General features: G+C 60.3%; 22 protein-coding genes. 14 read left to right on the forward strand and 8 right to left on the reverse strand.

All coding sequences use genetic code 11. The annotated features are described in order from the left end of the window. The first annotated feature begins 14 nt into the window (after window positions 1-14). The 9 genes from DOU54_RS14045 to DOU54_RS14085 all read left to right on the forward strand — a co-directional run bounded on the left by DOU54_RS14045 (window position 15) and on the right by DOU54_RS14085 (window position 5,944). Window positions 15-431, forward strand: a complete 417-nt coding sequence (locus tag DOU54_RS14045; protein WP_035210146.1) for an NUDIX hydrolase — start codon at window positions 15-17, stop codon at window positions 429-431. Between the two features lie 82 nt (window positions 432-513). Then, complete coding sequence (locus DOU54_RS14050; protein WP_037088929.1) at window positions 514-948, forward strand: TIGR02301 family protein; 435 nt, start codon at window positions 514-516, stop codon at window positions 946-948. A gap of 105 nt (window positions 949-1,053) precedes the next feature. After that, a complete protein-coding gene (locus tag DOU54_RS14055) occupies window positions 1,054-1,311 on the forward strand; it encodes a hypothetical protein (RefSeq protein ID WP_003501987.1) in 258 nt (85 codons plus the stop codon). A 14-nt stretch (window positions 1,312-1,325) separates the two neighbouring features. Next, window positions 1,326-2,093: a hypothetical protein gene (locus DOU54_RS14060; RefSeq protein WP_113382478.1), complete on the forward strand. Its 768-nt coding sequence runs from the start codon at window positions 1,326-1,328 to the stop codon at window positions 2,091-2,093. A gap of 119 nt (window positions 2,094-2,212) precedes the next feature. Continuing rightward, window positions 2,213-3,061, forward strand: coding sequence for a CAF17-like 4Fe-4S cluster assembly/insertion protein YgfZ (gene ygfZ / locus DOU54_RS14065; RefSeq protein WP_113382477.1), 849 nt, complete (start codon window positions 2,213-2,215; stop codon window positions 3,059-3,061). 2 nt (window positions 3,062-3,063) lie between these two features. Next, window positions 3,064-3,687: a YfbR-like 5'-deoxynucleotidase gene (locus tag DOU54_RS14070; protein WP_162749744.1), complete on the forward strand. Its 624-nt coding sequence runs from the start codon at window positions 3,064-3,066 to the stop codon at window positions 3,685-3,687. Continuing rightward, the gene (locus DOU54_RS14075) at window positions 3,684-4,202 is read left to right on the forward strand and encodes a tyrosine phosphatase family protein (protein WP_022555910.1); all 519 of its coding nucleotides are present in this window, start codon (window positions 3,684-3,686) and stop codon (window positions 4,200-4,202) included. Before DOU54_RS14070 ends, DOU54_RS14075 begins: the two co-directional genes overlap by 4 nt. A 76-nt stretch (window positions 4,203-4,278) precedes the next feature. Next, complete coding sequence (locus DOU54_RS14080) at window positions 4,279-5,100, forward strand: mechanosensitive ion channel family protein (RefSeq protein WP_004440955.1); 822 nt, start codon at window positions 4,279-4,281, stop codon at window positions 5,098-5,100. 157 nt (window positions 5,101-5,257) lie between these two features. Continuing rightward, window positions 5,258-5,944 (forward strand): ZinT family metal-binding protein, encoded by a 687-nt coding sequence (locus DOU54_RS14085; RefSeq protein WP_004440952.1) that lies wholly within the window; start codon window positions 5,258-5,260, stop codon window positions 5,942-5,944. Window positions 5,945-6,128: 184 nt separating this feature from the next. Here DOU54_RS14085 and DOU54_RS14090 read toward each other — a convergent pair whose 3' ends face one another. The 3 genes from DOU54_RS14090 to DOU54_RS14100 form a co-directional block, all read right to left on the reverse strand. Continuing rightward, window positions 6,129-6,947, reverse strand: a complete 819-nt coding sequence (locus DOU54_RS14090; protein ID WP_004440949.1) for an ABC transporter permease — start codon at window positions 6,945-6,947, stop codon at window positions 6,129-6,131. Next, window positions 6,944-7,732, reverse strand: a complete 789-nt coding sequence (locus DOU54_RS14095) for an ABC transporter ATP-binding protein (protein ID WP_004440947.1) — start codon at window positions 7,730-7,732, stop codon at window positions 6,944-6,946. The genes DOU54_RS14090 and DOU54_RS14095 overlap by 4 nt, the downstream gene beginning before the upstream one ends. A 247-nt stretch (window positions 7,733-7,979) precedes the next feature. Next, window positions 7,980-9,023: an ABC transporter substrate-binding protein gene (locus tag DOU54_RS14100; protein WP_113731450.1), complete on the reverse strand. Its 1,044-nt coding sequence runs from the start codon at window positions 9,021-9,023 to the stop codon at window positions 7,980-7,982. 288 nt (window positions 9,024-9,311) lie between these two features. Between DOU54_RS14100 and DOU54_RS14105 the strand changes: the two genes are divergently transcribed. The 4 genes from DOU54_RS14105 (at window position 9,312) to DOU54_RS14120 (ending at window position 15,429) form a co-directional block, all read left to right on the forward strand. Then, window positions 9,312-10,871 (forward strand): VOC family protein, encoded by a 1,560-nt coding sequence (locus DOU54_RS14105; RefSeq protein WP_113382476.1) that lies wholly within the window; start codon window positions 9,312-9,314, stop codon window positions 10,869-10,871. A gap of 269 nt (window positions 10,872-11,140) precedes the next feature. Further along, a complete protein-coding gene (locus DOU54_RS14110) occupies window positions 11,141-13,936 on the forward strand; it encodes a DUF2339 domain-containing protein (protein ID WP_162749743.1) in 2,796 nt (931 codons plus the stop codon). Continuing rightward, window positions 13,933-14,577, forward strand: a complete 645-nt coding sequence (locus DOU54_RS14115) for an HD domain-containing protein (protein WP_113382475.1) — start codon at window positions 13,933-13,935, stop codon at window positions 14,575-14,577. Before DOU54_RS14110 ends, DOU54_RS14115 begins: the two co-directional genes overlap by 4 nt. A 9-nt stretch (window positions 14,578-14,586) precedes the next feature. Continuing rightward, window positions 14,587-15,429 (forward strand): MOSC domain-containing protein, encoded by an 843-nt coding sequence (locus DOU54_RS14120; RefSeq protein WP_113382496.1) that lies wholly within the window; start codon window positions 14,587-14,589, stop codon window positions 15,427-15,429. Window positions 15,430-15,706: 277 nt separating this feature from the next. Here the strand turns inward: DOU54_RS14120 and DOU54_RS14130 are convergent, their stop codons facing one another. Then, window positions 15,707-16,441 carry a class I SAM-dependent methyltransferase gene (locus tag DOU54_RS14130; RefSeq protein WP_113382474.1) on the reverse strand — a complete coding sequence of 245 codons (735 nt, stop codon included), beginning with the start codon at window positions 16,439-16,441 and terminating at the stop codon, window positions 15,707-15,709. 164 nt (window positions 16,442-16,605) lie between these two features. Between DOU54_RS14130 and DOU54_RS14135 the strand changes: the two genes are divergently transcribed. Beyond that, complete coding sequence (locus tag DOU54_RS14135; RefSeq protein ID WP_004440927.1) at window positions 16,606-17,823, forward strand: MFS transporter; 1,218 nt, start codon at window positions 16,606-16,608, stop codon at window positions 17,821-17,823. Between the two features lie 13 nt (window positions 17,824-17,836). Here the strand turns inward: DOU54_RS14135 and recO are convergent, their stop codons facing one another. From recO to era, 4 genes are all read right to left on the reverse strand, one after another. After that, complete coding sequence (recO, locus tag DOU54_RS14140) at window positions 17,837-18,601, reverse strand: DNA repair protein RecO (protein ID WP_006699397.1); 765 nt, start codon at window positions 18,599-18,601, stop codon at window positions 17,837-17,839. 56 nt (window positions 18,602-18,657) lie between these two features. Beyond that, window positions 18,658-19,035: a response regulator gene (locus tag DOU54_RS14145; RefSeq protein ID WP_004440922.1), complete on the reverse strand. Its 378-nt coding sequence runs from the start codon at window positions 19,033-19,035 to the stop codon at window positions 18,658-18,660. A 130-nt stretch (window positions 19,036-19,165) separates the two neighbouring features. Continuing rightward, entirely contained in the window at window positions 19,166-19,918 is a 753-nt protein-coding gene (locus DOU54_RS14150; protein ID WP_004440919.1) for a Crp/Fnr family transcriptional regulator, read from the reverse strand. A 146-nt stretch (window positions 19,919-20,064) separates the two neighbouring features. Next, window positions 20,065-21,015: a GTPase Era gene (gene era, locus DOU54_RS14155; protein WP_022555902.1), complete on the reverse strand. Its 951-nt coding sequence runs from the start codon at window positions 21,013-21,015 to the stop codon at window positions 20,065-20,067. Window positions 21,016-21,075: the final 60 nt, after the last annotated feature.

The following is a 21,075-nucleotide window of genomic DNA, read 5'->3' on the forward strand; positions in this document are numbered from 1 at the left end:
ACGCGAAACCTTACATGACCGTTCGTATCAAGCCCCGCCTCGCCTCCTCCGCCATCGTCAGAAATGGCGACCGGCTTTTGCTCGTGCGCCGTATCAATCCGCCCTCGAAGGACATGTTCGCCTTTCCCGGCGGACGGGCCGAGGAAGGCGAAACACCGGCCGAGACGGCGCTACGTGAACTGCACGAGGAAACCGGCATTGTCGCACGCGATCCGCAACTTTTCGCGACCTACGATCTTCCCTCGCACGATGCAAATGGGACCCTGACGAGCCATTTTTTGCTCTCCGTCTTCACCGTGGAAACGGATGCCGATCCGCTTGTGACCGTGGGTGATGACGCAGCGGACGCAGGCTGGTACACGCTTGCGGAAATCCGCCGACTGCCGGCCCCAGAAAGCGTGGTGGAATGCGCCGAGCGGCTGCTAGCATGATTGCCAGCAGGGCAGAATCGCGATTATCTAGACCCGTCCGCCCGCCGGATGTTCACGAGTATGTGTGGGGCAGAATAAAATTTTGATACGACCAACCATTTTCCTGTCTCTTTTCCTGACCATGCTGCCGACCGGGCAAAACGGCGCCGTTTACGCGCAGCCTTCCAAGGCAGCATCCGAGGCACGTCCTGCGGAAACGGCACCTCCCAAACCCGCGCCCTATGACGACAAGCTGGCACGGCTGTCGGAAATATTGGGTGCGGTGCAATATCTGAGAACGCTGTGCCCTTCTTCCGGACCGGAGGACTGGCGCAAATCGATGGGCGACCTTCTGGCTGCGGACACGGCCAACGAACCCGAACGACGTCAGCGCATGACGGCTGCATTCAACCGTGGATACCGCTCCTTTGCGGCCATCCACACCAGTTGCACACGCGCCGCCATCATGGCAGAAGAGAACTACCGTAACGAAGGGGCAACACTCGCTCAGGAAATCGCGTCCAGGTTCGGAAATTAGAGGATTATTAACCTCTTTTCGCCGCAGCCCGTGCCGTTTTGATAAAAGGCTGCTAGTGTTGTTAACAGGGTGGTAAGGACTTGCCCGCCCTGTCGAGGATGAAAAATGCAGACAAGCCGTAACGAAATCGACGATATGATCGTGCATGAAAAGATGCAGGTCGCTCTGGAACACCAGAACGAGGCATGGGCTGACGGCATGGCCGACGGCATCGAGCCGGAGATCATCGCCGATGCTGCAATCGCTCTGGCCATGCGCGAAACCATCCGGATCCACGGCGAGGCTGGCGCGGAAGCAATGCTGGAATCGCTGCGTCAGCGCATGCTTCAAGGCGAATTTTCTCCGCAGCGGGTGATACAGTAAAGCCGGGGTCTATCATGTCTTGCCTGAGCAAGGGGCTTTTGCGCTCTTCCGCCCTGCTATCCATCGTGCTCGCTCTGACCGCCGGGTCGATTGGCCTGCCGGGCCAAGCCTTTGCGCTTTCCGAGCTGAAGCCGGCCCAGAACAACGAAGGCGAGCCACAGGCTCAGAAGCGCGAACAGCCTGAGCAGACCGCGCCCGCCGAGCCGGACGAAATCGAGGGCGATTCGGAAGGCATTCCCCTGCCCGACCCTCTGGTCGACCGATCTGCCGCCCAGACCAACCAGCAATCCTCCAAGCCGGACAATACCCCCGAAATGTCAGTGGTCATCGAGCACGATATTTCCAAGGCACCGGAAGCCGTACGCAAGCTGCGCCAACAGATCATCGACGCGGCAGCGACGGGCGATATTGAAAAGTTGCGGCCATTCATCGCTGCCGGCCAGAAAGAATTCCGCATCGACGGCAATGACGGCGAAGACCCGATCGCAGCACTGAAAAGCTATTCAGGAGATACCGACGGGCTGGAAGTGCTGGCGATCATCATCGACCTCCTGTCGACCGGTTACGCCCATATTGATGCCGGCACGCCGGACGAAGCCTATGTTTTCCCCTATTTCGCCGGAAAGCCGCTCAATACGCTGACACCGCCGGAAAAAGTGGAACTGCTGCGCATCATCACCGCCGGCGACCTAGCGGACATGCAGGAATACGGCAATTACAGCTTCTATCGCATCGGCATCTCGCCTGATGGCAAATGGAAGTTCTTCACCGCCGGCGATTGATCCTATCCCGGCGCTTGCCGTTCTTTTGCAAAAATCCTAACTGTGCGGAATGAGCGTCCGGCACCGGTACATGTGCTGTTGCCCAGACGCATAGTCTCGACGAACCGAACGGTGACGCCATGCCTTCCGCTTTTCTTGCCGACCGCCGCCTGATCCGGGTTTCCGGCACCGGCGCCGAGGAGTTTCTGAACAATCTCATTACCACCGATGTGGAGCATCTGCCTGAAGGGGAAGCCCGCGCCTGCGCCCTTCTGACCCCTCAGGGCAAGATCCTGTTCGATTTCCTCATCGCGCGCGACGGAACGGACTATCTCATCGAGATCACCGCTTCCGAACAGGAAGCGCTGTTGCGCCGCCTGACGATGTACAAGCTGCGAGCTCCCGTCGATCTGAAAGCGGAAGCCGCCGAAGGTGTGAGCGTTTTCTGGGGGGAACAGGCACCTCAGCCGGCGTTAAGGGACGGCCGTTTCGCCAAGGCGGGTCTCGATCTATTCCGCATTCCGGGCGCAACTGCCGCTGGCGACGCAGCCGTCTATGATGTGCTGCGTGTCGAATACGGCATTGCCGAAGCTGGCCGCGACTATGCGCTGCAGGATGCTTTTCCGCATGACGTGCTGATGGATGTGAACGACGGGGTGTCATTCAAGAAGGGCTGCTTTGTCGGCCAGGAAGTTGTATCGCGCATGAAACATCGCGGCACGGCAAGGCGGCGTGTTGTACTTGTTTCAGCGCAGGACGCCCTCCCCGGCAGCGGCGTGGACATTACCGCACAGGGCAAATCCGTCGGCACGCTCGGCACCGTCTGCGGCAACAAGGCACTCGCCGTCGCGCGCATCGACCGCATTGCCGAGGCGCTCGCGTCCGGCACGCCGCTTCTCGCGGAAACTGTTCCCGTCGCCGTTGCCCTGCCCGCCTGGAGCGGTCTTTCCTTCCCGGCGGCCGATCCGGCGGCACAGGCGGAGGAATAGAGGTGGCCTCCGTCAAAGGCCCGCGCGCCTGGCAGCGCATGCTGTCCGGACGGCGGCTCGATCTGCTCGACCCTTCGCCGCTCGACGTGGAAATCGCCGATATTGCCCATGGGCTTGCCCGCGTTGCCCGCTGGAACGGCCAGACGCGTGGCGACCACGCCTTTTCAGTCGCTCAGCACTGCCTCATCGTCGAGACGATCTTCTGCCGCATGTGCACGGCCGCGACCCCCGATGAAATGCAGATGGCGCTTCTGCACGATGCGCCGGAATATGTGATCGGCGACATGATCTCTCCGTTCAAATCCGTGGTCGGCGGCGGTTACAAGACTGTGGAAAAGCGGCTTGAGGCCGCCGTGCATCTGCGCTTCGGCCTGCCGCCGCATGCATCGCGCGAGTTGAAGGACCGCATCAAGAAGGCCGACACGGTCGCCGCCTTTTTCGAGGCGACGGAGCTTGCCGGTTTTTCCACGGCCGAGGCGCAAAAATTTTTCGGCCTGCCACGCGGTATTACCCGCGACATGTTCGACATCACGCCGCTTCCCTCCACGGAAGCGCAAAAGCTGTTCATCCAGCGTTTTGAGGCCATCGAGGCCATGCGCGTGACGAACCCTGGGGGTGCCAAATGACGGCCATCGTGGTTTCACCGCTCGGACGGATCGCGGAAATGGCCGTGAAGCACAAGGCCCGGGAAATGGTGACATTGATCGCCAGGGAGCAGACATTTCACCGCCCCGCGGTCATTGCCGCCGAACGGCATCTGACGCTTGCGATGAACGACATCTGCTTCAAGGGTACCGGCAATCTTATCGCCCCTGACGATGCGCATGTGCTGAAGCTCATCGAGTTCGCGCATGAATGGGATCAGACGGCCCCGTTGCTTATCCATTGCTGGATGGGCGTTTCGCGCTCGCCTGCGGCTGCCGTCATCGCCGCGCTCAGTCTTTACCCTGATCAGGATGAGACTGAACTTGCGCTGCGTCTGCGCGCCGCCTCGCCCTATGCCACGCCGAATGCCCGCATCATCGCCATCGGCGACCGGCTGCTCGGCCGGAAGGGTCGTCTGGAGGCGGCTATCAAGGCGATAGGAAGGGGCGCGGACACCGACGGCAATGTGCCTTTCGTGCTGCCACTTCGCAGTTGACAACCGGTTTTGGCGGAACCCCTTCGGAACGCAGTCGTTACCAACCCTCAACGCAAATAAAATCACGGGACGATTCATGGAACAACAGGCAACGGATATCATTGTCGCATCGCAAGCGGCCGTAAGACAGGCGAGCGCACTGGCGGTGCAATATTCCTTTTCGGTGATCGGTGCACTTCTGCTGTTAATCGTCGGCTGGCTGGCCGCTGCCTTTCTTCAACGCTGGGCCTTTCAGGGCCTGTCGCGCATTCGCGGCTTCGATGCGACGCTCGCCGGATTCTTCGCGGGCGCCATTCGTTATGTCGTCCTCATTCTCGTCATCGTGATGGTGCTGGGCCAGTTCGGGGTGCAGACGGCCTCCATTCTGGCGGCCCTCGGCGCCGCCGGTCTTGCCATTGGCCTCGCGCTTCAGGGAACGCTGCAGAACATCGCTGCCGGCATCATGCTGCTGGTGCTGCGTCCCTTCCGGGTCGGGGAATATATCGAAACCAGCAGCGTCAGCGGGACGATCATCGAGATCGGACTGTTTGCGACCGAGCTGAAGACCAGCGACGGCCTTTACCGTCTGGCGCCCAACTCGACGCTCTGGAACGTGCCGATCACCAATTTCAGCCGCTTTCCTTCTCGCCGTCACGAATTGAGCCTGACGGTGAAAAACGATGAGAATCTCGCCGCCGCGCAGGACATGCTGATGAATGTCGTACGTTCGGAAAGCCGGGTGCTGCTTGACCCAGCCCCTGTCACCTTTGTCGATTCTGTGAGCGCCGACAGCGCCACCGTCAAGTTGCGTTACTGGGTGCGTAGCGACAGCTATTTCGCGACGACCCGCGATGTGACGAAAGCGATGAAACTCGCGTTCGACGAGCGTAAGGCGGAAGTGAGCGCACAGCCGGCCTGAGACGTCACCCCCATTTTTCTGCAAGCGCGATGGCTGCAAGAGCCGTCGCGCTTTTTCGTTGCCTCGCCCTGTAGCGCACTTGCATCCGGCTGATGCGATCTCTATAGCTTCATACGTAATGTTATTACGTAACTTGTCTTAGGAGAGAGCCGAAACAATGCAGAAGACAATCACCCGCCTCACCGGCGCTGTCGCACTTGGTTCCATGCTGTTGGCGGCGACCACGGCAATGGCTGCCGGTGGCGACAAATCCGCAGCCCACAGCCATGAGCACGGGCACGATCACGGCCATCAGATGACCGAAGCTGAAAAGCAGATCTACAAGGGTTATTTCGAGGATGCCCAGGTGAAACCACGCACACTTTCCGATTGGGAAGGCGACTGGCAATCCGTTTATCCCTACCTGCTGAACGGCTCGCTCGATCCCGTCATGGCGGAAAAGGCGGCTCATGGCGACAAGACGGCCGCCGAATACCGCGCCTATTACGAGGTCGGCTACAAGACCGACGTGAACCGTATCGTCATCAAGAGCGACAGCGTGGCGTTTTATAAAGATGGCAAACCCGCTGAAGGCACCTATGTCAGCGACGGCCACGAAATCCTGACCTACAAGAAGGGCAATCGTGGTGTCCGCTACATCTTCAAGAAAACCGGCGGCGATGAGGCCGCACCGCAATTCATCCAGTTCAGCGATCACTCCATCGCCCCGGTCAAGGCGGGCCATTACCATCTCTATTGGGGCAACGACCGCAAGGCATTGCTGGACGAAGTGACCAATTGGCCAACGTATTATCCGTTCCTGATGGACGGCGCCGATATCGTCAAAGAAATGGCGGCGCATTGAGCTATAGCAGGCTCGCGGCTTTCCGGAGCGTGAGGAATGCCGGCAAGCACATCTTTCGCCTTCTCCCCGCCGGGGAGAAGGTCGCGGCAGCGGGTTGAGGGGGCAAGCTCTCCGCATATCTGTGCCGTCGCCCCCCTGATCTGGCCCTTCGGGCCACCGTTTCCCTGGGGGGAAGAAGAAAGACTCACTGCCCCATGGTGGAGCGATGCGCCCAGCCCGTCATGCGCTTTTCGAGCCAGGCCATGATGGCATACATGGCGATGCCTTCCACCGCGAGCATCAGCAGGCCGGCAAAGACCAGCGGCACATTGAACTGGCTCTGCGCCGAACTCATCATGTTGCCGAGGCCATAATTGGAGGCGACGGTTTCCGATACGACCGAGCCGACAAAGGCGAGCGTGATGGCGATTTTGAGCGAGCCGAAGAAATAGGGCATGGACCGCGGAATACCGACCTTCAACATGATGTCCATCTTCTTGGCACCGAGCGCCCGCAGCACGTCTTCGGTTTCCGGCTCAATGGTGGCAAGCCCGGTCGCCACATTAACGACGATCGGGAAGAAGGAGATCAAAAAGGCGGTCAGAACGGCGGGAACCGTGCCGATGCCGAACCAGATGACGAGGATGGGCACCAGCGCCACCTTGGGGATGGCGTTGAAACCGATCATCAGCGGATAAAGCCCGGCATAGATGGTTTTCGACCAGCCAATGAACAGGCCAATAGCAAGACCGGCGACCACGGCAAGGGCAAAGCCCAGTGTCGTCGTATAAAGCGTCTGCAGCGAGTTTTTCCAGATCGGCGACCAATATTGCATGATGGCCTGGCCCACCCTTACCGGGGATGGCAGGATCGTGGGCGGCATTTTCAGCGCATGGACGAGCAGTTCCCACACCACGAAGAGCGCCAGCGTATAAAGCCAGGGAGCGGCTTTCACCCAGTTGACGCGGGCAATCAGCGGCTTCGGCGGTTCGGCCGCCACGGTGCTTTCCACGATCGCGCTCATGCCGCCACCCTCGCCTGCGCGATTTCGCCATGCAGTTCCTGCACCATGTCGTTAAAACCCTTGTCATACATGATGTCGAGCTGGCGCGGGCGTGCAAATGGCACGCGGTGTTCGGCGAGCACCCGGCCCGGCCTCGCACTCATCACGAAAATCTTGTCGGCCAGAAATGTCGCCTCGCGCAGATCGTGGGTCACCAGGATGATAGTGACGCGCTGCGCGGCGTGCAGGTCGCGTATGACGCACCACAATTCCTCGCGGGTGAAGGCATCGAGCGCACCGAAAGGTTCGTCCAGCATCAGCAGTTCCGGTTCGTGAATCAGCGCACGGCAAAGATTGGCGCGCTGCTGCATGCCGCCGGAAAGCTGCCACGGATACTTCGAGCCAAAACCTTTGAGGCCGACGATTTCCAGAAGTCGCTCGGCTTTCGCGACATATTCCGCCTTGTGGGCGCGCAGACGACGGCGATGTTTTTCGACGATCTCCAGTGGCAGCAGGATATTTTCGAGCGTCGTGCGCCAGGGCAGCATCGTCGGGTTCTGAAACGCCATGCCGACAATGGAAACCGGCTCCGTGACCTGCCGTCCAGCGACGATGACATTGCCCTTCTGCGGAATATGCAGCCCCGTCACCAGTTTCATCAGGGTCGACTTACCGCAGCCAGACGGGCCGACCACGGCCGCGAATTCACCCTTGTCGACCGTCAGGTTCAAGCCGGAGACGGCCAGCGTGCCGGCCGACCCGCCGTAGCGCATGTCGACATTATCTATTTCCACGAGATGTGACATCGCGATCCCCATTTTCAGGCTGGAACGGGCGCTTATGGCCTTCGTTACTCCCGCCGCAATTCCTTAGGCTGCCGGCCATACCCGGCGTTGCCGCTTGTTTCTTCTTCCCGAGGGGGGAAGGTGGCCCGAAGGGTCGGATGAGGGGGAAACGTCAGCGGTAGACCGAGAGCTTTGCCTCCTCATCCCGCTACCGCGGACTTCTCCCCGGCGGGGAGAAGAAACCTGCGGCACCCACTCATTTTACCCATCAGGGAAGCATGCGTTCTGCCTTGGCCGGCAGGTAGGTCGCGTCGAACACCTGCTCCGCCTTGACGTTGCCCTTCAGGCCCATGGAAACCTTGAGCGTCTCCAGCGAGGCGGCAAGCCGGCTTGGCTCGACGCCGCCCATGCCGTTTTCCACCACATAGGGCGTCTTGATGTTCATGCTGTTGGCCATGTTTAGGCGTTCAAGCTCAATGGCGCTGTCGAGTGTCTCGTTGCGCTTGAGGACAGCAGCCACGCCCTCTTCGGGGTTCTTGACGGAATCAGCAAAACCCTTGGCCAGCGCTTTCAGGAAACCTTTCACCGCTTCAGGGTTTTTCTCAGCGAAATCAGTGTTTACCAGCACTGCATTGCCATAGAGATTCAAGCCGTGCTCGGCCATCAGAATGGTCGAGATATCATCGTCACCGATGCCCTGCTTCTTGAGATTGAGGATCACCGAAAAGGCAAAACCGAAAACCGCATCGACATCACCCTTGGCGAGCATCGGCTCACGCACCGGGAAACCGATCGATTCGATCTTGATCTTGCTGTCATCGAGACCGGCGACCTGCTTGAAAGCCGGCCATTGCGCAAAAGCGCCATCCGGCGGCGGCGCGCCGAGCTTCTTGCCTTCCAGCGATTTCGGATCGCCGGTGACGCCAAGCGACTTGCGGCCAACAACGGCAAAAGTGGGCCGCTCATAAACCATATAGACGGCCTTGACCTTCTGGCTCGGATCCTCATCGAGGAACTTCATCACCGAGTTGATGTCGCCGAAACCCATCTGGTAGGCGCCGGTCGCGACACGCGGAATGGCTTCGACCGAGCCGTTGCCGCTGTCGATGGTGACGTCGAGGCCCTCGGCCTTGAAGTACCCCTTGTCGAGTGCCAGCAGGAAACCGGCGGCCGGACCTTCGAACTTCCAGTCGAGCGTGAATTTCACCGGCGTTTCTGCCTGCGCCTCCCCCGCTGGCAGCGAAAAGCCGGCGGATACACCGATGGCGGTAATGGCCAGAGCTCTGGTCAACAACCTGCGCGTTAAAATCATCTGTTCCCCCTGATGGTTTTGTTGGATTGGTTGCATAAGACCCAATTCCGACCTCCAAGGCAAGATAAAATTGCATACAAAATAGCCGTTATTTTGTATGCTTATTTTATATGCACAAATTCTCGCGAGCCAGGCAAAAAGCCGGCATTCTGCACATCGCGCATGCAACGAAGCGAGAGCAGTATCGTTCACGCAGAGAACACAGCGTTCTCATTTGCCGGGGTTGCGGATCAGGGGCAGCGTGAGACAAATAGGCCACGAACAGCAGGCGGCTACAGCGGGGGCAAGATGAATTCTGCACTGGGCATACACCACATCACGATGATCACCCGAAAGGTGCAGGCGAATGTGGATTTTTACGCCGGCTTTCTGGGCTTGCGGCTGGCCAAACGCACGGCGGGCTTCGAAGACGCCATGCAGCTTCATCTGCTCTATGGCGATGATATCGCCTCGCCCGGTTCCCTGCTGACTTTTCTGGTGTGGGAGGACGGTGGCCAAGGCCGCGTGGGTTATGGCCAGACGCTGGAAATTTCCGTGGCGATCGACCCTGCCGCCATCGGCTTCTGGCTGACGCGGGCGCTGAGATTCGGCATCCGGGCGGAAGGTCCCTCCGACGAATTCGGGGAGCCCGTCATTCGGCTGAAAGACCCTGACGGCCTGATCGTCAAGCTGGTCGGCACTCAGGCGTTTGACGACGCCACGCCGCACGTGACGAAAGACATTACCGAAGAGGACGCCATTCGCCGCATCTACGGTGCAACCGTGCTGAGCGAAGTGCCGGAAGAAACCGTGGCTTTTCTCGAAAAACACTTCGGATATAGGCAGGTAAGCCAGACGGGCGCAATTCGCCGGCTCGTTTCCGATAGCGGCGACATTATCGATGTGCGCGACGCCACGGGCTTCTGGTCCAGCGCGCCGGGCACCGGCACGGTTGATCACATAGCCTTCCGCGCAAAAGACATGGATGAGTTGAACTCGGTTCTAACCGGGCTGAAATCACTGAATTCCAGCACCACCAACGCCCATGACCGTAAATATTTCCATTCGCTCTACGTCCGCGAACCGGGCGGGGTATTGATCGAAATGGCGACCGACGGGCCGGGTATGACGGTGGACGAACCGCTGGAATCGCTCGGCGAAAAACTGTTCATCCCGCCCCTCTTCATGAAGGATGAAGCGGATGTGCGTGTCGCCCTGCCGCAATTTGCGATGCCTGGCGAAGAGCGCATCGTCTATCGCGACCTGCCCTTCGTACACCGTTTCTACACGCCCGAAGAGCCTGATGGCAGTACCATGATTCTGCTGCACGGTTCCGGCGGAAGTGAAACAAGCCTGATGCCGCTGGCGCACCGGGCAGCACCGGGCGCAACGCTTCTCGGCGTCCGCGGCCGCAGTACGGAAGAAGGGATTGCCCGGTGGTTCCGGCGTTATCCCGATTTCAGCTTCGACCAGAAGGATATCGTCTCGGAAGCGGAAGCCTTCGCCGCATTCGTGGAAGGGGCAATCCGCTCCTATGGGCTCGATCGTTCGAAACTGCGGTTTATCGGCCATTCCAATGGGGCGAACTTCTATGCGGCCTTTGCCGCGCTTTATCCGGAGCTTGCCGGGGACGCCCTGCTGTACCGCCCGATGCCTGTTCTCGAAACATGGCCGGAAAGTGATCTTTCCGGCCGCAGCTTCCTGCTTGTTGCGGGAGAACGCGACAAATACCGCGACGGGGCGAGCGTGCTGCAGGACAGGCTTGCGGCAAACGGCGCAAGGGTTGAGGTGGAAACGCTGGAAGATGGGCACGAACTCGGGCTCACGGATATCGAAGTGGCGCGGCGCTGGCTGGCGGATGTTCCCTGATTTTCGGGGGATGCGCATAAGCCGAGCGGATGCCGCCCATTTCTTCTCGCCCAGGGAAGAAAGTGGTCTGAAGGGTCGGTTGAGGGGGGCAAGCTCTCGGTTTATTTCCACCCTCGCCCCCTCATCCCACTGCCGCAGACTTCTCCCCTCGGGGAGAAGACGCGGATGCGAGCGCTCGCTCCCCTCGGTAACCCACAACCTCATCAACCGGGCCTTGCATAAATTCACCAAAAGGGCTTTAAAAACAGCTTCATAATTGGAGAGTCCGTTTGGAAATCCCGCTGTTTATCCTCGCCCTTGTCGCGGCCTTCATCTACACGCTGGTCGCAAGCATCCGCAATTCAAGCCGCATCAAGTCGCTCGAACGGGAGGTTCACAGCCTCAAGCGGCTGATGGCGGCGGGCGTGGCCGCTCCTGCTGCGGCACTGGCGGAAAACACGCAAACCGCCGAAAAGACTGATTTCGCAGCAGAGACGGAAGGCCAAACGGCGCTGGAACCAGCGGGCATCCGGGATGAAGACGCCTTCGAGCGTTCAGAAGCCAGCACCGCTGCGGCGGATCAAGACGTGGCGCGCGAAGACGCTCCCGCTGCGCCACTCGCCGATGCCGTATCCGTGGCGGCTTCTGATAACGCGTCTGCCCCGGCAGCGAAAGAAAGCTTCGAAAGCCTGCTCGGCGCGCGCTGGGCGGTTTGGGCGGGCGGGCTGGCGCTGGCGCTCGGCGGCATTTTCCTCGTCAAATATTCAATCGAATCAGGCCTGCTCAGCCCGGCGGTCAGGCTATCGCTCGCCGCCATTTTCGGCGTCTTTCTCGGGCTTGCCGGTGAAGCGATACGCCGCAAGGCGGTGCCAGGCATCGCCACCACCTACTCCAATGCCATGATACCGGGTGTGCTCACTGCGGCCGGCGCATTGACGCTGTTCGGTGTGGTTTATGCGGCTTATGGCATCTACGACTATATCGGCCCCGGCACCGCCTTTATCCTGCTTGGCCTCGTCGCCTTCGCCACCATCGGCCTGTCATTGTTGCACGGACAGGCGCTCGCCGGTCTCGGACTTCTCGGTTCGATGCTGACGCCGGCGCTGATTTCCACCGAAACGCCGAACATCTGGGCGCTCTTCGTCTTTCTCACCGTCTCTTGGCTCGCAACCGCGGCAGCGGCGCGTCGGCAGGGCTGGACGGTGGTCCCGTCGCTTGCCAATGCCGGACTTGGCCTATGGGCTCTCGGATATATCGGCTTTTCGGATGCAATCAGTGCCGAACCGCCGACTCTTGCCCTGCTCATTATGCTCGCTGGCACGATCTTCCTTTGGCCCGGAAAACAGTACGACACCACGCCTCCGGACGCTGCCGAAACGGCAGCTCCCGAGCGGCGCGCGATTCGCATCATGCGGCTTTTGCTGCGCCCGTCGCTCGCCCTCAACCTGACGGTATCGATGGCGGTGATCCTGCCGGCCATCGGCTTCCTCTTTGCCGAAGGCAGCGTCGATACTCACCCGGCGCTCATCGTTTCAGCGCTTATTGCAGCTCTTGCAGCACTCGGCGCTGCCCGTCACTATGCCGTCTGGCCGGCGATCATCGCCGCGCTCGGCGCGCAGTCTGCGGTGTCGCTCATGTCGCGGCGTGGCATCGATTTTATTGGTCTCGTGAATGATACCGGCGTGACGCTTCCGCCCGTGGGCACAGGCTACGCTGCGGAAATTGCCATGGCGCTCGGCCTTGGGGCTATCTTCGTGCTGTGCGCCTTTTCCTTCCTGAAACGCAAGGGCGCAGAAGATGCGGATTTCGCCCAGCTCTGGGCTGGCATTGCCGCCCTGTTCCCTGTCTGGCTCGCGACGGCGAGCTTCGTCGAATATGGCAATCTCGGCCGCGACTGGCTGCACGCGGCCTATGGTCTCGGCCTTGGCTTCGTGCTGCTTGCCGGTGCTGAATGGCTGCACCGGCGCAACAGTGAGGCCTATCGCAAGCCGCTGAACATCCTTGTGCTCGGCTCCTTCGCCGCCTTCGCGCTCTGCCTGCACACGCTGACGGAAGGGCTCGCGACGACAGTGCTGCTGTCCGTCATCGGCTTCGTCTACGTGCTGGCGAGCCGCTACCGCAAATGGGATATACTGCCCTGGGTCATGGCTGTCGCAAGTGTTGCCGTTCTTGGCCGGATCGCCTGGGAGCCGACAATCGTCGGGCCGCAAAATCTCGGCACGACGCCAGTCTTCAACGCGCTGCTGCCGGGCTATGGCATCCCTGCCTTGCTGGCCATCGTCTCCGCGTGGCTGTTGCGCGACTGGCCGGGCATGCGGATCAACAACTTCCTGCAGGCCATCGCCAGCGTCATGGGACTTCTGGCCGTGGCCATCCTCGTTCGCCACGCAATGAATGGCGGTACGCTCGACAGCAATGTGCCGACGCTCGGCGAGCAGTCGATCTACACGCTGCTGACCATCGGCTTCTCCGGTGTCCTGATGACGCTGGATTTGAAAAGCCCCAGCCCCGTCTTCCGTTACGGCTCGATGATCGCCGGCGTCATCGCCGTCATCAACGTGCTGACGATGCATTTCTTCACGCTCAACCCCTATTTCACCGGCGAGAATACCGGCCGCATCCCGGTCCTCAACCTGCTGCTGATCGGTTACCTTTTGCCGGCATTCGCTTATGGCGGCCTTGCCTATTACGCGCGCGGAAAACGTCCGCCGCCGTATGTCAGCATGCTGGCGGTGGCGGGAGCAGCGCTCGGTTTTGCCTGGGCCACGCTTTCGGTGCGCCGTTTCTGGCAAGGCGAGAACATTGCTGACTGGAAGGGCTTTATGCAGGGCGAGACCTACAGCTACTCGGTGGTCTGGCTGCTGATCGGCGTCCTGCTGCTCGTGCTTGGCTCGCGCTTTAATGCCCGCAGCCTGCGTCTGGCATCGGCCGCCATCGTGCTGATCTCGGTTGCCAAAGCCTTCCTGATCGACATGAGCAACCTCGAAGGCGTGCTCCGGGCGCTGTCCTTCATCGGGCTCGGCGCGGTGCTCATCGGCATCGGCCTGTTCTACCAGAAAATCCTCACCCGGAAGCCGCAGGCATGATCGCGGCGGAGGCTTTCGCGCCCCATGCGGCGCTTGCGCAGGAGTTGATCCCGCACGCCGCCGATGCGGGCGACGGCTCGCATGATCTGGCCCATATTCACCGCGTCTTCCGCAATGCCATGCGCATCCATGCGGGTGAAGGCGGCGATGGCACCGTGCTGGCGGCCAGCGTGCTGCTGCATGATTGTGTGGCCGTGGAGAAAAACTCGCCCTTGCGGGCACAGGCATCACGGCTGGCGGCAGAAAAGGCTTCAGGCATTCTGGCCGGCCTCGGCTGGAAGAAGCAGGATATCGACGCCGTCACGCATGCGATCATCACCCACAGCTTTTCCGCCAATATCGAACCGCAGACACTGGAAGCGAAAATCCTTCAGGATGCCGACAGGCTGGATGCCATAGGCATGGTGGGCGCGGCGCGCTGCTTTTATATTGCCGGACGCATGGGCTCCGCACTTTACGATCCGGTCGACCCCTTGGCGAAGGAACGGCCGCTTGATGACCGCGCTTTTGCCATCGACCATTTCGAGACCAAGCTGTTCAAGCTGGCAGATGGTTTTCGCACAGAGACCGGCAGGCAGATGGCCAGAGCCCGCCATGAGCGGCTGAAACAGGTGCTGGACCTGTTTCTCGATGAAATATGAGGAAGCATGATGCGTGTGACAGAGCTTAATATCTACCCGCTGAAAAGCGCGCGCGGCATTTCCCTCCCGGACAGCGCCGTGTCGGCCGAGGGTCTGCCGGGTGACCGTCGCGCCATGCTTGTGGACCCGTCGGGCCACTTCATCACCCAGCGTGAATTGCCTGCCATTGCCACGGTTCTGGCGCGGCACGAGGACGGGGGCATGTTGCTTTCGCGCGACCGGCATGGCGAGATCGTCGCAAGGCCATCCGGCGAGCGCATGGATGTGGCGGTATGGAAATCGATCGTCAGCGCCGATATGGCCGACGCTGTGACCAATGACACGCTCTCGGCATGGCTCGGACGCGAAGTGAAGCTCGCCTTTTTCGATAACGCTTCCAAACGCATCGCGAGCCTCGAGTGGACAGGCAATGAAACGCCCGTCACCTTTGCCGACGGCTACCAGATCCTTGTCACCACCACCGCCTCGCTTGCCGCGCTGAACGACAACATGCGCGAAAATGGCGAAGACGACGTTGGCATGGAGCGGTTCCGGCCCAATATCGTGCTTGAGACGGACGAACCATGGGCGGAAGACGCCTGGGCGGCCATCGAGATCGGCGGCATTCGCTTCGATCTCGTCAAACCCTGCGCCCGCTGCATCATGACCACGCAGGATCAGACGACCGGCTCCCGCGATGTGCCCTCTCCCATGAAGGCCATGGGCCGCATCCGCATGTCCGCAGACCGGCGCGTGCCCGGCCCGCTGTTCGGCTGGAACGTGACACCGCGCGGTGAAGGCAGGCTGTCTGTCGGCGACGTCGCAAAGGTGATCGAGGAAAGGCCCGAAGGCTGGGCGATCAAGAGGCGCTAAGTCAGTCCGGTTCAAACGGAATCCTCTGGGCATCAGGCAGCGCTTTAACGTGCCGTCAAACCCTCGCTCCCCTCATTCCTGTGCTTGTCACAGGAATCCAGCCGATGCGCGTCTGCGCGGCGAAACGATCCCTCAGCCCAAAGACTTGGGCTGGCTGGATCTCTGTGACAAGCACACAGATGAGGAGAGGACGGAGCACTGTGAACAAGGCAAGTTTCGAGCCTGACGCGCCGATCTCAATCTTTGTGCACCCCGGCGATACAACGCACGGGTCATGTCACGACTTCTTCACACCGACGATCAAAAAGATCGGGCGGCGGTCTTCATGCTTCAGCTCCGGGCGCTCGGCCATCAAAGCCGGATCCGGACGTGGTTCCGCCAGACGCGTCAGGGTGAAACCAGCGGACAGGAGGCCGTTGACGATAGCTGACACGGTGCGGTGATATTTTACCACATCGTCCGCCATCCAGTTGGAGTGGCGCACGCCCTCGTTCTGGTAGTTGTCGAGTGGCCAGTGCAGGATTTCGCCATCCCCGCCGTAAAACCAGTCCTGTTTTTCCAGCGCCGTAAAAACGGGATGCTCGATGGAAAAAATGAAATCGCCGCCCGACTTCAGCACGGCGAAAATCCTTGCGAATGCCACGTCGAGATCGCGGACGTAATGCAGGGCAAGGGAACTCAGCACCACATCGAAACTCTGCCGCGGAAAATCGATGTCTTCGATAGCGGCGCGGCGATATTCGATGCCGGGCCCACCATTGATCTCGGCGGCGCGGCGCAACATGTTCTCCGAGAGATCGACGCCGACGACATGGCGTGCGCCCTGCTCCGCGGCAAAGCGGCAATGCCAGCCGAAACCGCAACCGAGGTCGAGAAAGGACTTGTCTTTCAGCGGGGGCAGCATGGCGCGCAATTCATGCCACTCACCGGCCTGACGCAGACCTTCCACGGAACGCGGCATGGCGCTGTAGTGCTCGAAAAACCCGGGATCGTCGTAGATATTCTGTTTCATCGTCGCCTCTTAGGCCGCATTCCATCAATCGCATGAATAATGGCCGTCAAGAAAAGTCGCTAGTGAGGCCGGCTGACAAAAGATAATATTCATCCCATCATTGTGGAATCCGCGGCATGCTTTGCGCTTCTTTCAGAGGCGGGCGCTGCGAGGGGGGAATATTCATGTCGCAAGCCACTCGCCAGAGCATGCCCTGGCTGATTATCGCAGCCGGGTCGCTGATTGCGGTCATGACGTTCGGCCCCCGCTCCGCCATGGGCTTTTTCCAGTTGCCGATGCTGGCCGATACCGGCTGGGATCGTTCAACCTTCGGCCTTGCCATGGCGCTGCAGAACCTCTTCTGGGGTCTCGGCCAACCCTTCTTCGGCGCCATCGCCGATAAGTTCGGTACGGGCCGCGTGCTCGTGCTCTCCGGCTTTCTTTATGCGACGGGCCTCATCTGCATGTCCTTCGGCACATCGCCCTTCTGGCTGCATTTCGGCGGCGGCGTTCTCGTGGGGCTTGGCATTGCCGCAGGGTCCTTCAGCGTCATCCTTTCCGCCTTCGCCCGCCATGTCACGCCGCAGCAGCGTTCATTCGCCTTTGGTATCGGCACGGCGGCGGGTTCGGCAGGCATGTTCCTGTTTGCACCTATCAGCCAGGGGCTGATTTCCACCTATGGCTGGTCGGACAGTCTCGTCTGGCTCGCCGCCATGATGATGCTGGTGCCGCTGCTCGCCTTTTTCATGCGCGGAAACTCGTCCTCCGGCACCCAGTCGCAGGCGCAGTTCCAGCAGACCGCGGGCGAAGCGCTGAAGGAAGCGCTGGGCCACAAGAGCTATCTGCTGCTGACGACGGGCTTCTTCGTCTGTGGTTTCCAGGTGGCCTTCATCACCGCGCATTTCCCGGCCTATCTCGGCGATATCGGTATCGAACCACGATACGCGGTGATTGCCATGGCGCTCATCGGCTTCTTCAACATCATCGGATCGCTGGCCGCCGGCGTCATCGCACAGCGTTATTCCAAGCCCTATTTCCTGGCCTATATCTATATTGCCCGTTCCGTGGTCGTGACTGCCTTTCTGCTTTTGCCGCAATCGCCGCTTTCAGTCATTCTCTTTGCTTCCGTCATGGGCATCCTCTGGCTCTCCACCGTGCCGCCCACAAATGCGCTGGTGGCCATCATGTTCGGCACGCGCCATCTCGGCATGCTCGGCGGCGTCGTGTTCCTCACCCACCAGATCGGCTCTTTCCTTGGCGTCTGGCTGGGCGGCTTTCTTTATGACAGGTTCGGTTCTTACGACCTCGTCTGGTGGCTTGGCGTCGGCATGGGGATTTTTGCGGCCGTCGTGCACTGGCCCATTGAAGAACGCCCCGCCCCACGGCCGGCCTTCGCCCAATAGCGATGGCCCGGAATTAACCCGCCCTGTCCAGTGCGGGCGGCGATCCCCTGCGCTCCAAAGCCTTCAGCGCCGCCTGCACGAAACCGTCGCGGGCGGCGTTTTCATTGAGCCCGCGCGGATCATAGACATGGCGGTTGAGGAAATGGGCGGTCAGGCGAAAAGCTGCCGCAAGGCTCTCGGGATCAGCGGCTTTCGACTGGCCTTCGCCGAGAAAAGCCGGAAGCGACAGCATCCGGTCCGCATAAGGCGCTCCCGCCGTGCGGCAGACCGCCCTTCCCGTTTTCGGCGAAACATAGATGAGATCGTTGCGCAGCCCCGTCGCCGCACATTCGGTAAGATCAAGCCCGAAACCGAGATCATTCAGCACCGCCAACTCGAAGCGCACGAAAAGTTCGCCTGCATCGGCCGGGTCGTGGAGATTATCGAGAATGATATCGAGCGCCTGATAAAGATGCGGATGCGGATCGCGCTCCGGCAAAAGCCTCAGCAGCGCGCCCATGGCCTGGACGCCGTATACGGCGGTGGCCGTTTCCATCAATTGCGCCGCGCGCAGTTGCAGGGGCTCGATGCGGTATTCTCCGAGATGATCGTCAAGGCGCGCGCGCCAGACGACGTCTACCCGGTTTCCCGCCTGCAGCACCGGCTGCATGCTGCGGGAGCGCCCGGAGCGCACCATGCCGAGATGGCGGCCGCGTGTGCGGGTCATCACCTCGGCGATGACACTCGTCTCGCCATGGCGCTTTACGCCGAGAATGATCGCCTCATCCTGCCACTGCATGAAACCTGTCCGAATTTCGATTCAAGCCCGATCATAACCGATCCGGCGGCGAAACGTTATTCTTTTACGGTAACACGCGCCGCATCGACGAGGCGGAGGACGAAATCGGTGATTTCGTTTTCTCCGAAAGGCTTGCCGAGCAAGGGCGCATGCAGGAGATCTTCGGGGAATCCGGTCGTGTCGCCGTAACCGCTGACAAAACCGAAAGGAATGGACGCAGACCGCAAGTGGCGTGCAAAATCATAGCTTTTACCGTCAGAAAGGCTGACATCGAGAAGCACGCAATCGGCGCCATCCTCTTCGAGAGCCTTCCTCGCCTGCGCAAGCGTCGTGGCGATGATAACGGTCTCCACACCCATCGACTGGAGAACCGCCTCAACATCGAGCGCCACCAGATATTCATCCTCAACGATGATAACCCGTTGTGGCACCATATTTTTCTTCCTAACAAAGAGAGCCGTCAGGCTCGAAGCCGTCGTCTTCGAAACGATTCTCCAGTGAGATATCATGGGAGCAGTCGCAAATTGCGGCTCGCCCGTCATTTAAAAAAGACATGTCGGAAGATCAGATAAACGGTCTCTGCCGCTTGCCGTCGCTTTCCCAGCCCGCAACTTGCGCCAGTCCGGCGTCATCCAGCACCAGACAGCCCTTGTCCGTCCAGCGGATAAGCCCGCGATCGACGAGCTTTCTCAGCGTCTTGTTGGTGTGGACGATGGAGAGGCCGAGCGTATCGGCCACGTGCTGCTGGGTGACAGGGATCGTCGCCTCGCCCTGCAGCAGCGCGACCGCTTTCGCCCTGCTGTAAAGGAAAGCGATAAGGTAGGCCGCGCGCTCAAGCGCCGTGCGACGGCCGATGCTGAGCAGATGACTGTCGAGCATGCGCTCTTCGCTCGCCGCAATCCATGTCAGATCATAGGCAAGCGTCGGGTGGTCGGTAAAGAGATTGTTGAGGCGCGATCGCTCGAAGACGCACAGCGTGACCGGCGACAAGGCCTCAACCGAGTGCTGCATTTCCCCCATCACCGTGCCCTGCAGGCCGACGAGGTCGCCCGGCATCACGTAATTCAGGATCTGCCGCCGGCCGTCCTCCAAAGTCTTGTAGCGAAATGCCCAGCCCGCAAGCACCGTGTAGAGGTGAGCGCTGTGCGAGCCTTCCATCAGAATGACGGAGCCGCTCTCCACCGCCAATTCCCCCGTCTTGAAACGGGACACGAAATCCAGTTCCGAAGAAGAAAAGTCCCTGAAATGCGGTAGATCGCGCAGCGGGCATTGCTGGCAGGGGGTGGTGGAAATCCCGTTCGGTTTTTTGGGTGACATGAATATCCATCATGAAAAAAGGTTGCGCCCAATTGTTTTTGGAACAACCCGTTCCAAGGATATTCGGTTCCCTGCCGGGAACAAAGACATCGTGCTCCTCCCACCGCGTTTCTGTATCCTCACAGAAACGCGGGAATGACGCGCCTTCAGCCTCGCGGGAATTCCAGCCCCATTTCGCGGAAACGCTCCGGGTCGTCGCCCCAGTTCTCGCGCACCTTGACGAACAGGAATAGATGCACCGGCTGCTCGAGGATTTCCGAGAGTTCCTTGCGCGAGGCGGTGGAGATCGCCTTGATGGCATCGCCGTTCTTGCCGAGCGCAATCTTTTTCTGGCTGTCGCGCTCGACATAGATCACCTGCTCGATGCGCACCGAGCCATCCTTGCGCTCTTCCCACTTTTCCGTCTCGACATGCGAGGCATAGGGCAGCTCCTGGTGCAGGCGCAGGAACAGCTTTTCGCGGGTGATTTCGGCGGCAAGCTGGCGCATGGGCAGGTCGGAGATCTGGTCTTCCGGATAATACCATGGGCCTTCCGGCAATTCGGCGGCCAGATAGTTCATCAGGTCTTCACAACCGGAGCCATTGGTCGCCGAGATCATGAAGGTGCGGTCGAAAGCGACCGTCTCATTGGCGGCGGCGGCGAGCTTCAGGAGGTCTTCGCGCTTTACCTGGTCGATCTTGTTGAGGCAGAGGATTTTCTTCTGGGGGACGTCCTTCAGGCCTTCGAGAATCGCCTCAGCGTCACCCTTCAGGCCGCGCTCGCTGTCGATCAAAAGAAGAATGAGATCGGCGTCCTTCGCGCCGCCCCAGGCGGAGGTGACCATGGCGCGGTCCAGCCGACGGCGCGGCTTGAAGATACCGGGCGTGTCCATGAACACGATCTGCGCGTTGTCGTGAATGGCGATGCCGCGCATGACCGCACGCGTCGTCTGCACCTTGTGGCTGACGATGGAAACCTTGGCGCCCACCAGCCGGTTTACCAGCGTCGACTTACCGGCATTTGTAGGGCCAATGAGGGCAACGAAGCCGGAGCGGGTCGGAAGGGCATTGTCTTCGCCTGTCGAGGCGGGGTTTTCGTGATCGGTCATGATATCCATTCAAGGTCAGAGGTATTCAACATGCGGCCAGAGGGCTCGCCATGCGCTTGATAGTCAGCT

This window comes from Agrobacterium sp. MS2 (assembly GCF_003261015.1).
Lineage (GTDB): Bacteria > Pseudomonadota > Alphaproteobacteria > Rhizobiales > Rhizobiaceae > Agrobacterium > Agrobacterium pusense.

Bases quoted from the DNA above. Each gene is read 5' to 3' on its own strand.
- DOU54_RS14045 (WP_035210146.1), top strand. From the start codon at position 15: ATGACCGTTCGTATCAAGCCCCGCCTCGCCTCCTCCGCCATCGTCAGA.
- DOU54_RS14055 (WP_003501987.1), top strand. From the start codon at position 1,054: ATGCAGACAAGCCGTAACGAAATCGACGATATGATCGTGCATGAAAAG.
- DOU54_RS14060 (WP_113382478.1), top strand. From the start codon at position 1,326: ATGTCTTGCCTGAGCAAGGGGCTTTTGCGCTCTTCCGCCCTGCTATCC.
- ygfZ (WP_113382477.1), top strand. From the start codon at position 2,213: ATGCCTTCCGCTTTTCTTGCCGACCGCCGCCTGATCCGGGTTTCCGGC.
- DOU54_RS14075 (WP_022555910.1), top strand. From the start codon at position 3,684: ATGACGGCCATCGTGGTTTCACCGCTCGGACGGATCGCGGAAATGGCC.
- DOU54_RS14080 (WP_004440955.1), top strand. From the start codon at position 4,279: ATGGAACAACAGGCAACGGATATCATTGTCGCATCGCAAGCGGCCGTA.
- DOU54_RS14085 (WP_004440952.1), top strand. From the start codon at position 5,258: ATGCAGAAGACAATCACCCGCCTCACCGGCGCTGTCGCACTTGGTTCC.
- DOU54_RS14090 (WP_004440949.1), bottom strand. From the start codon at position 6,947: ATGAGCGCGATCGTGGAAAGCACCGTGGCGGCCGAACCGCCGAAGCCG.
- DOU54_RS14095 (WP_004440947.1), bottom strand. From the start codon at position 7,732: ATGTCACATCTCGTGGAAATAGATAATGTCGACATGCGCTACGGCGGG.
- DOU54_RS14100 (WP_113731450.1), bottom strand. From the start codon at position 9,023: ATGATTTTAACGCGCAGGTTGTTGACCAGAGCTCTGGCCATTACCGCC.
- DOU54_RS14105 (WP_113382476.1), top strand. From the start codon at position 9,312: ATGAATTCTGCACTGGGCATACACCACATCACGATGATCACCCGAAAG.
- DOU54_RS14115 (WP_113382475.1), top strand. From the start codon at position 13,933: ATGATCGCGGCGGAGGCTTTCGCGCCCCATGCGGCGCTTGCGCAGGAG.
- DOU54_RS14120 (WP_113382496.1), top strand. From the start codon at position 14,587: ATGCGTGTGACAGAGCTTAATATCTACCCGCTGAAAAGCGCGCGCGGC.
- DOU54_RS14130 (WP_113382474.1), bottom strand. From the start codon at position 16,441: ATGAAACAGAATATCTACGACGATCCCGGGTTTTTCGAGCACTACAGC.
- DOU54_RS14135 (WP_004440927.1), top strand. From the start codon at position 16,606: ATGTCGCAAGCCACTCGCCAGAGCATGCCCTGGCTGATTATCGCAGCC.
- recO (WP_006699397.1), bottom strand. From the start codon at position 18,601: ATGCAGTGGCAGGATGAGGCGATCATTCTCGGCGTAAAGCGCCATGGC.
- DOU54_RS14145 (WP_004440922.1), bottom strand. From the start codon at position 19,035: ATGGTGCCACAACGGGTTATCATCGTTGAGGATGAATATCTGGTGGCG.
- DOU54_RS14150 (WP_004440919.1), bottom strand. From the start codon at position 19,918: ATGTCACCCAAAAAACCGAACGGGATTTCCACCACCCCCTGCCAGCAA.
- era (WP_022555902.1), bottom strand. From the start codon at position 21,015: ATGGATATCATGACCGATCACGAAAACCCCGCCTCGACAGGCGAAGAC.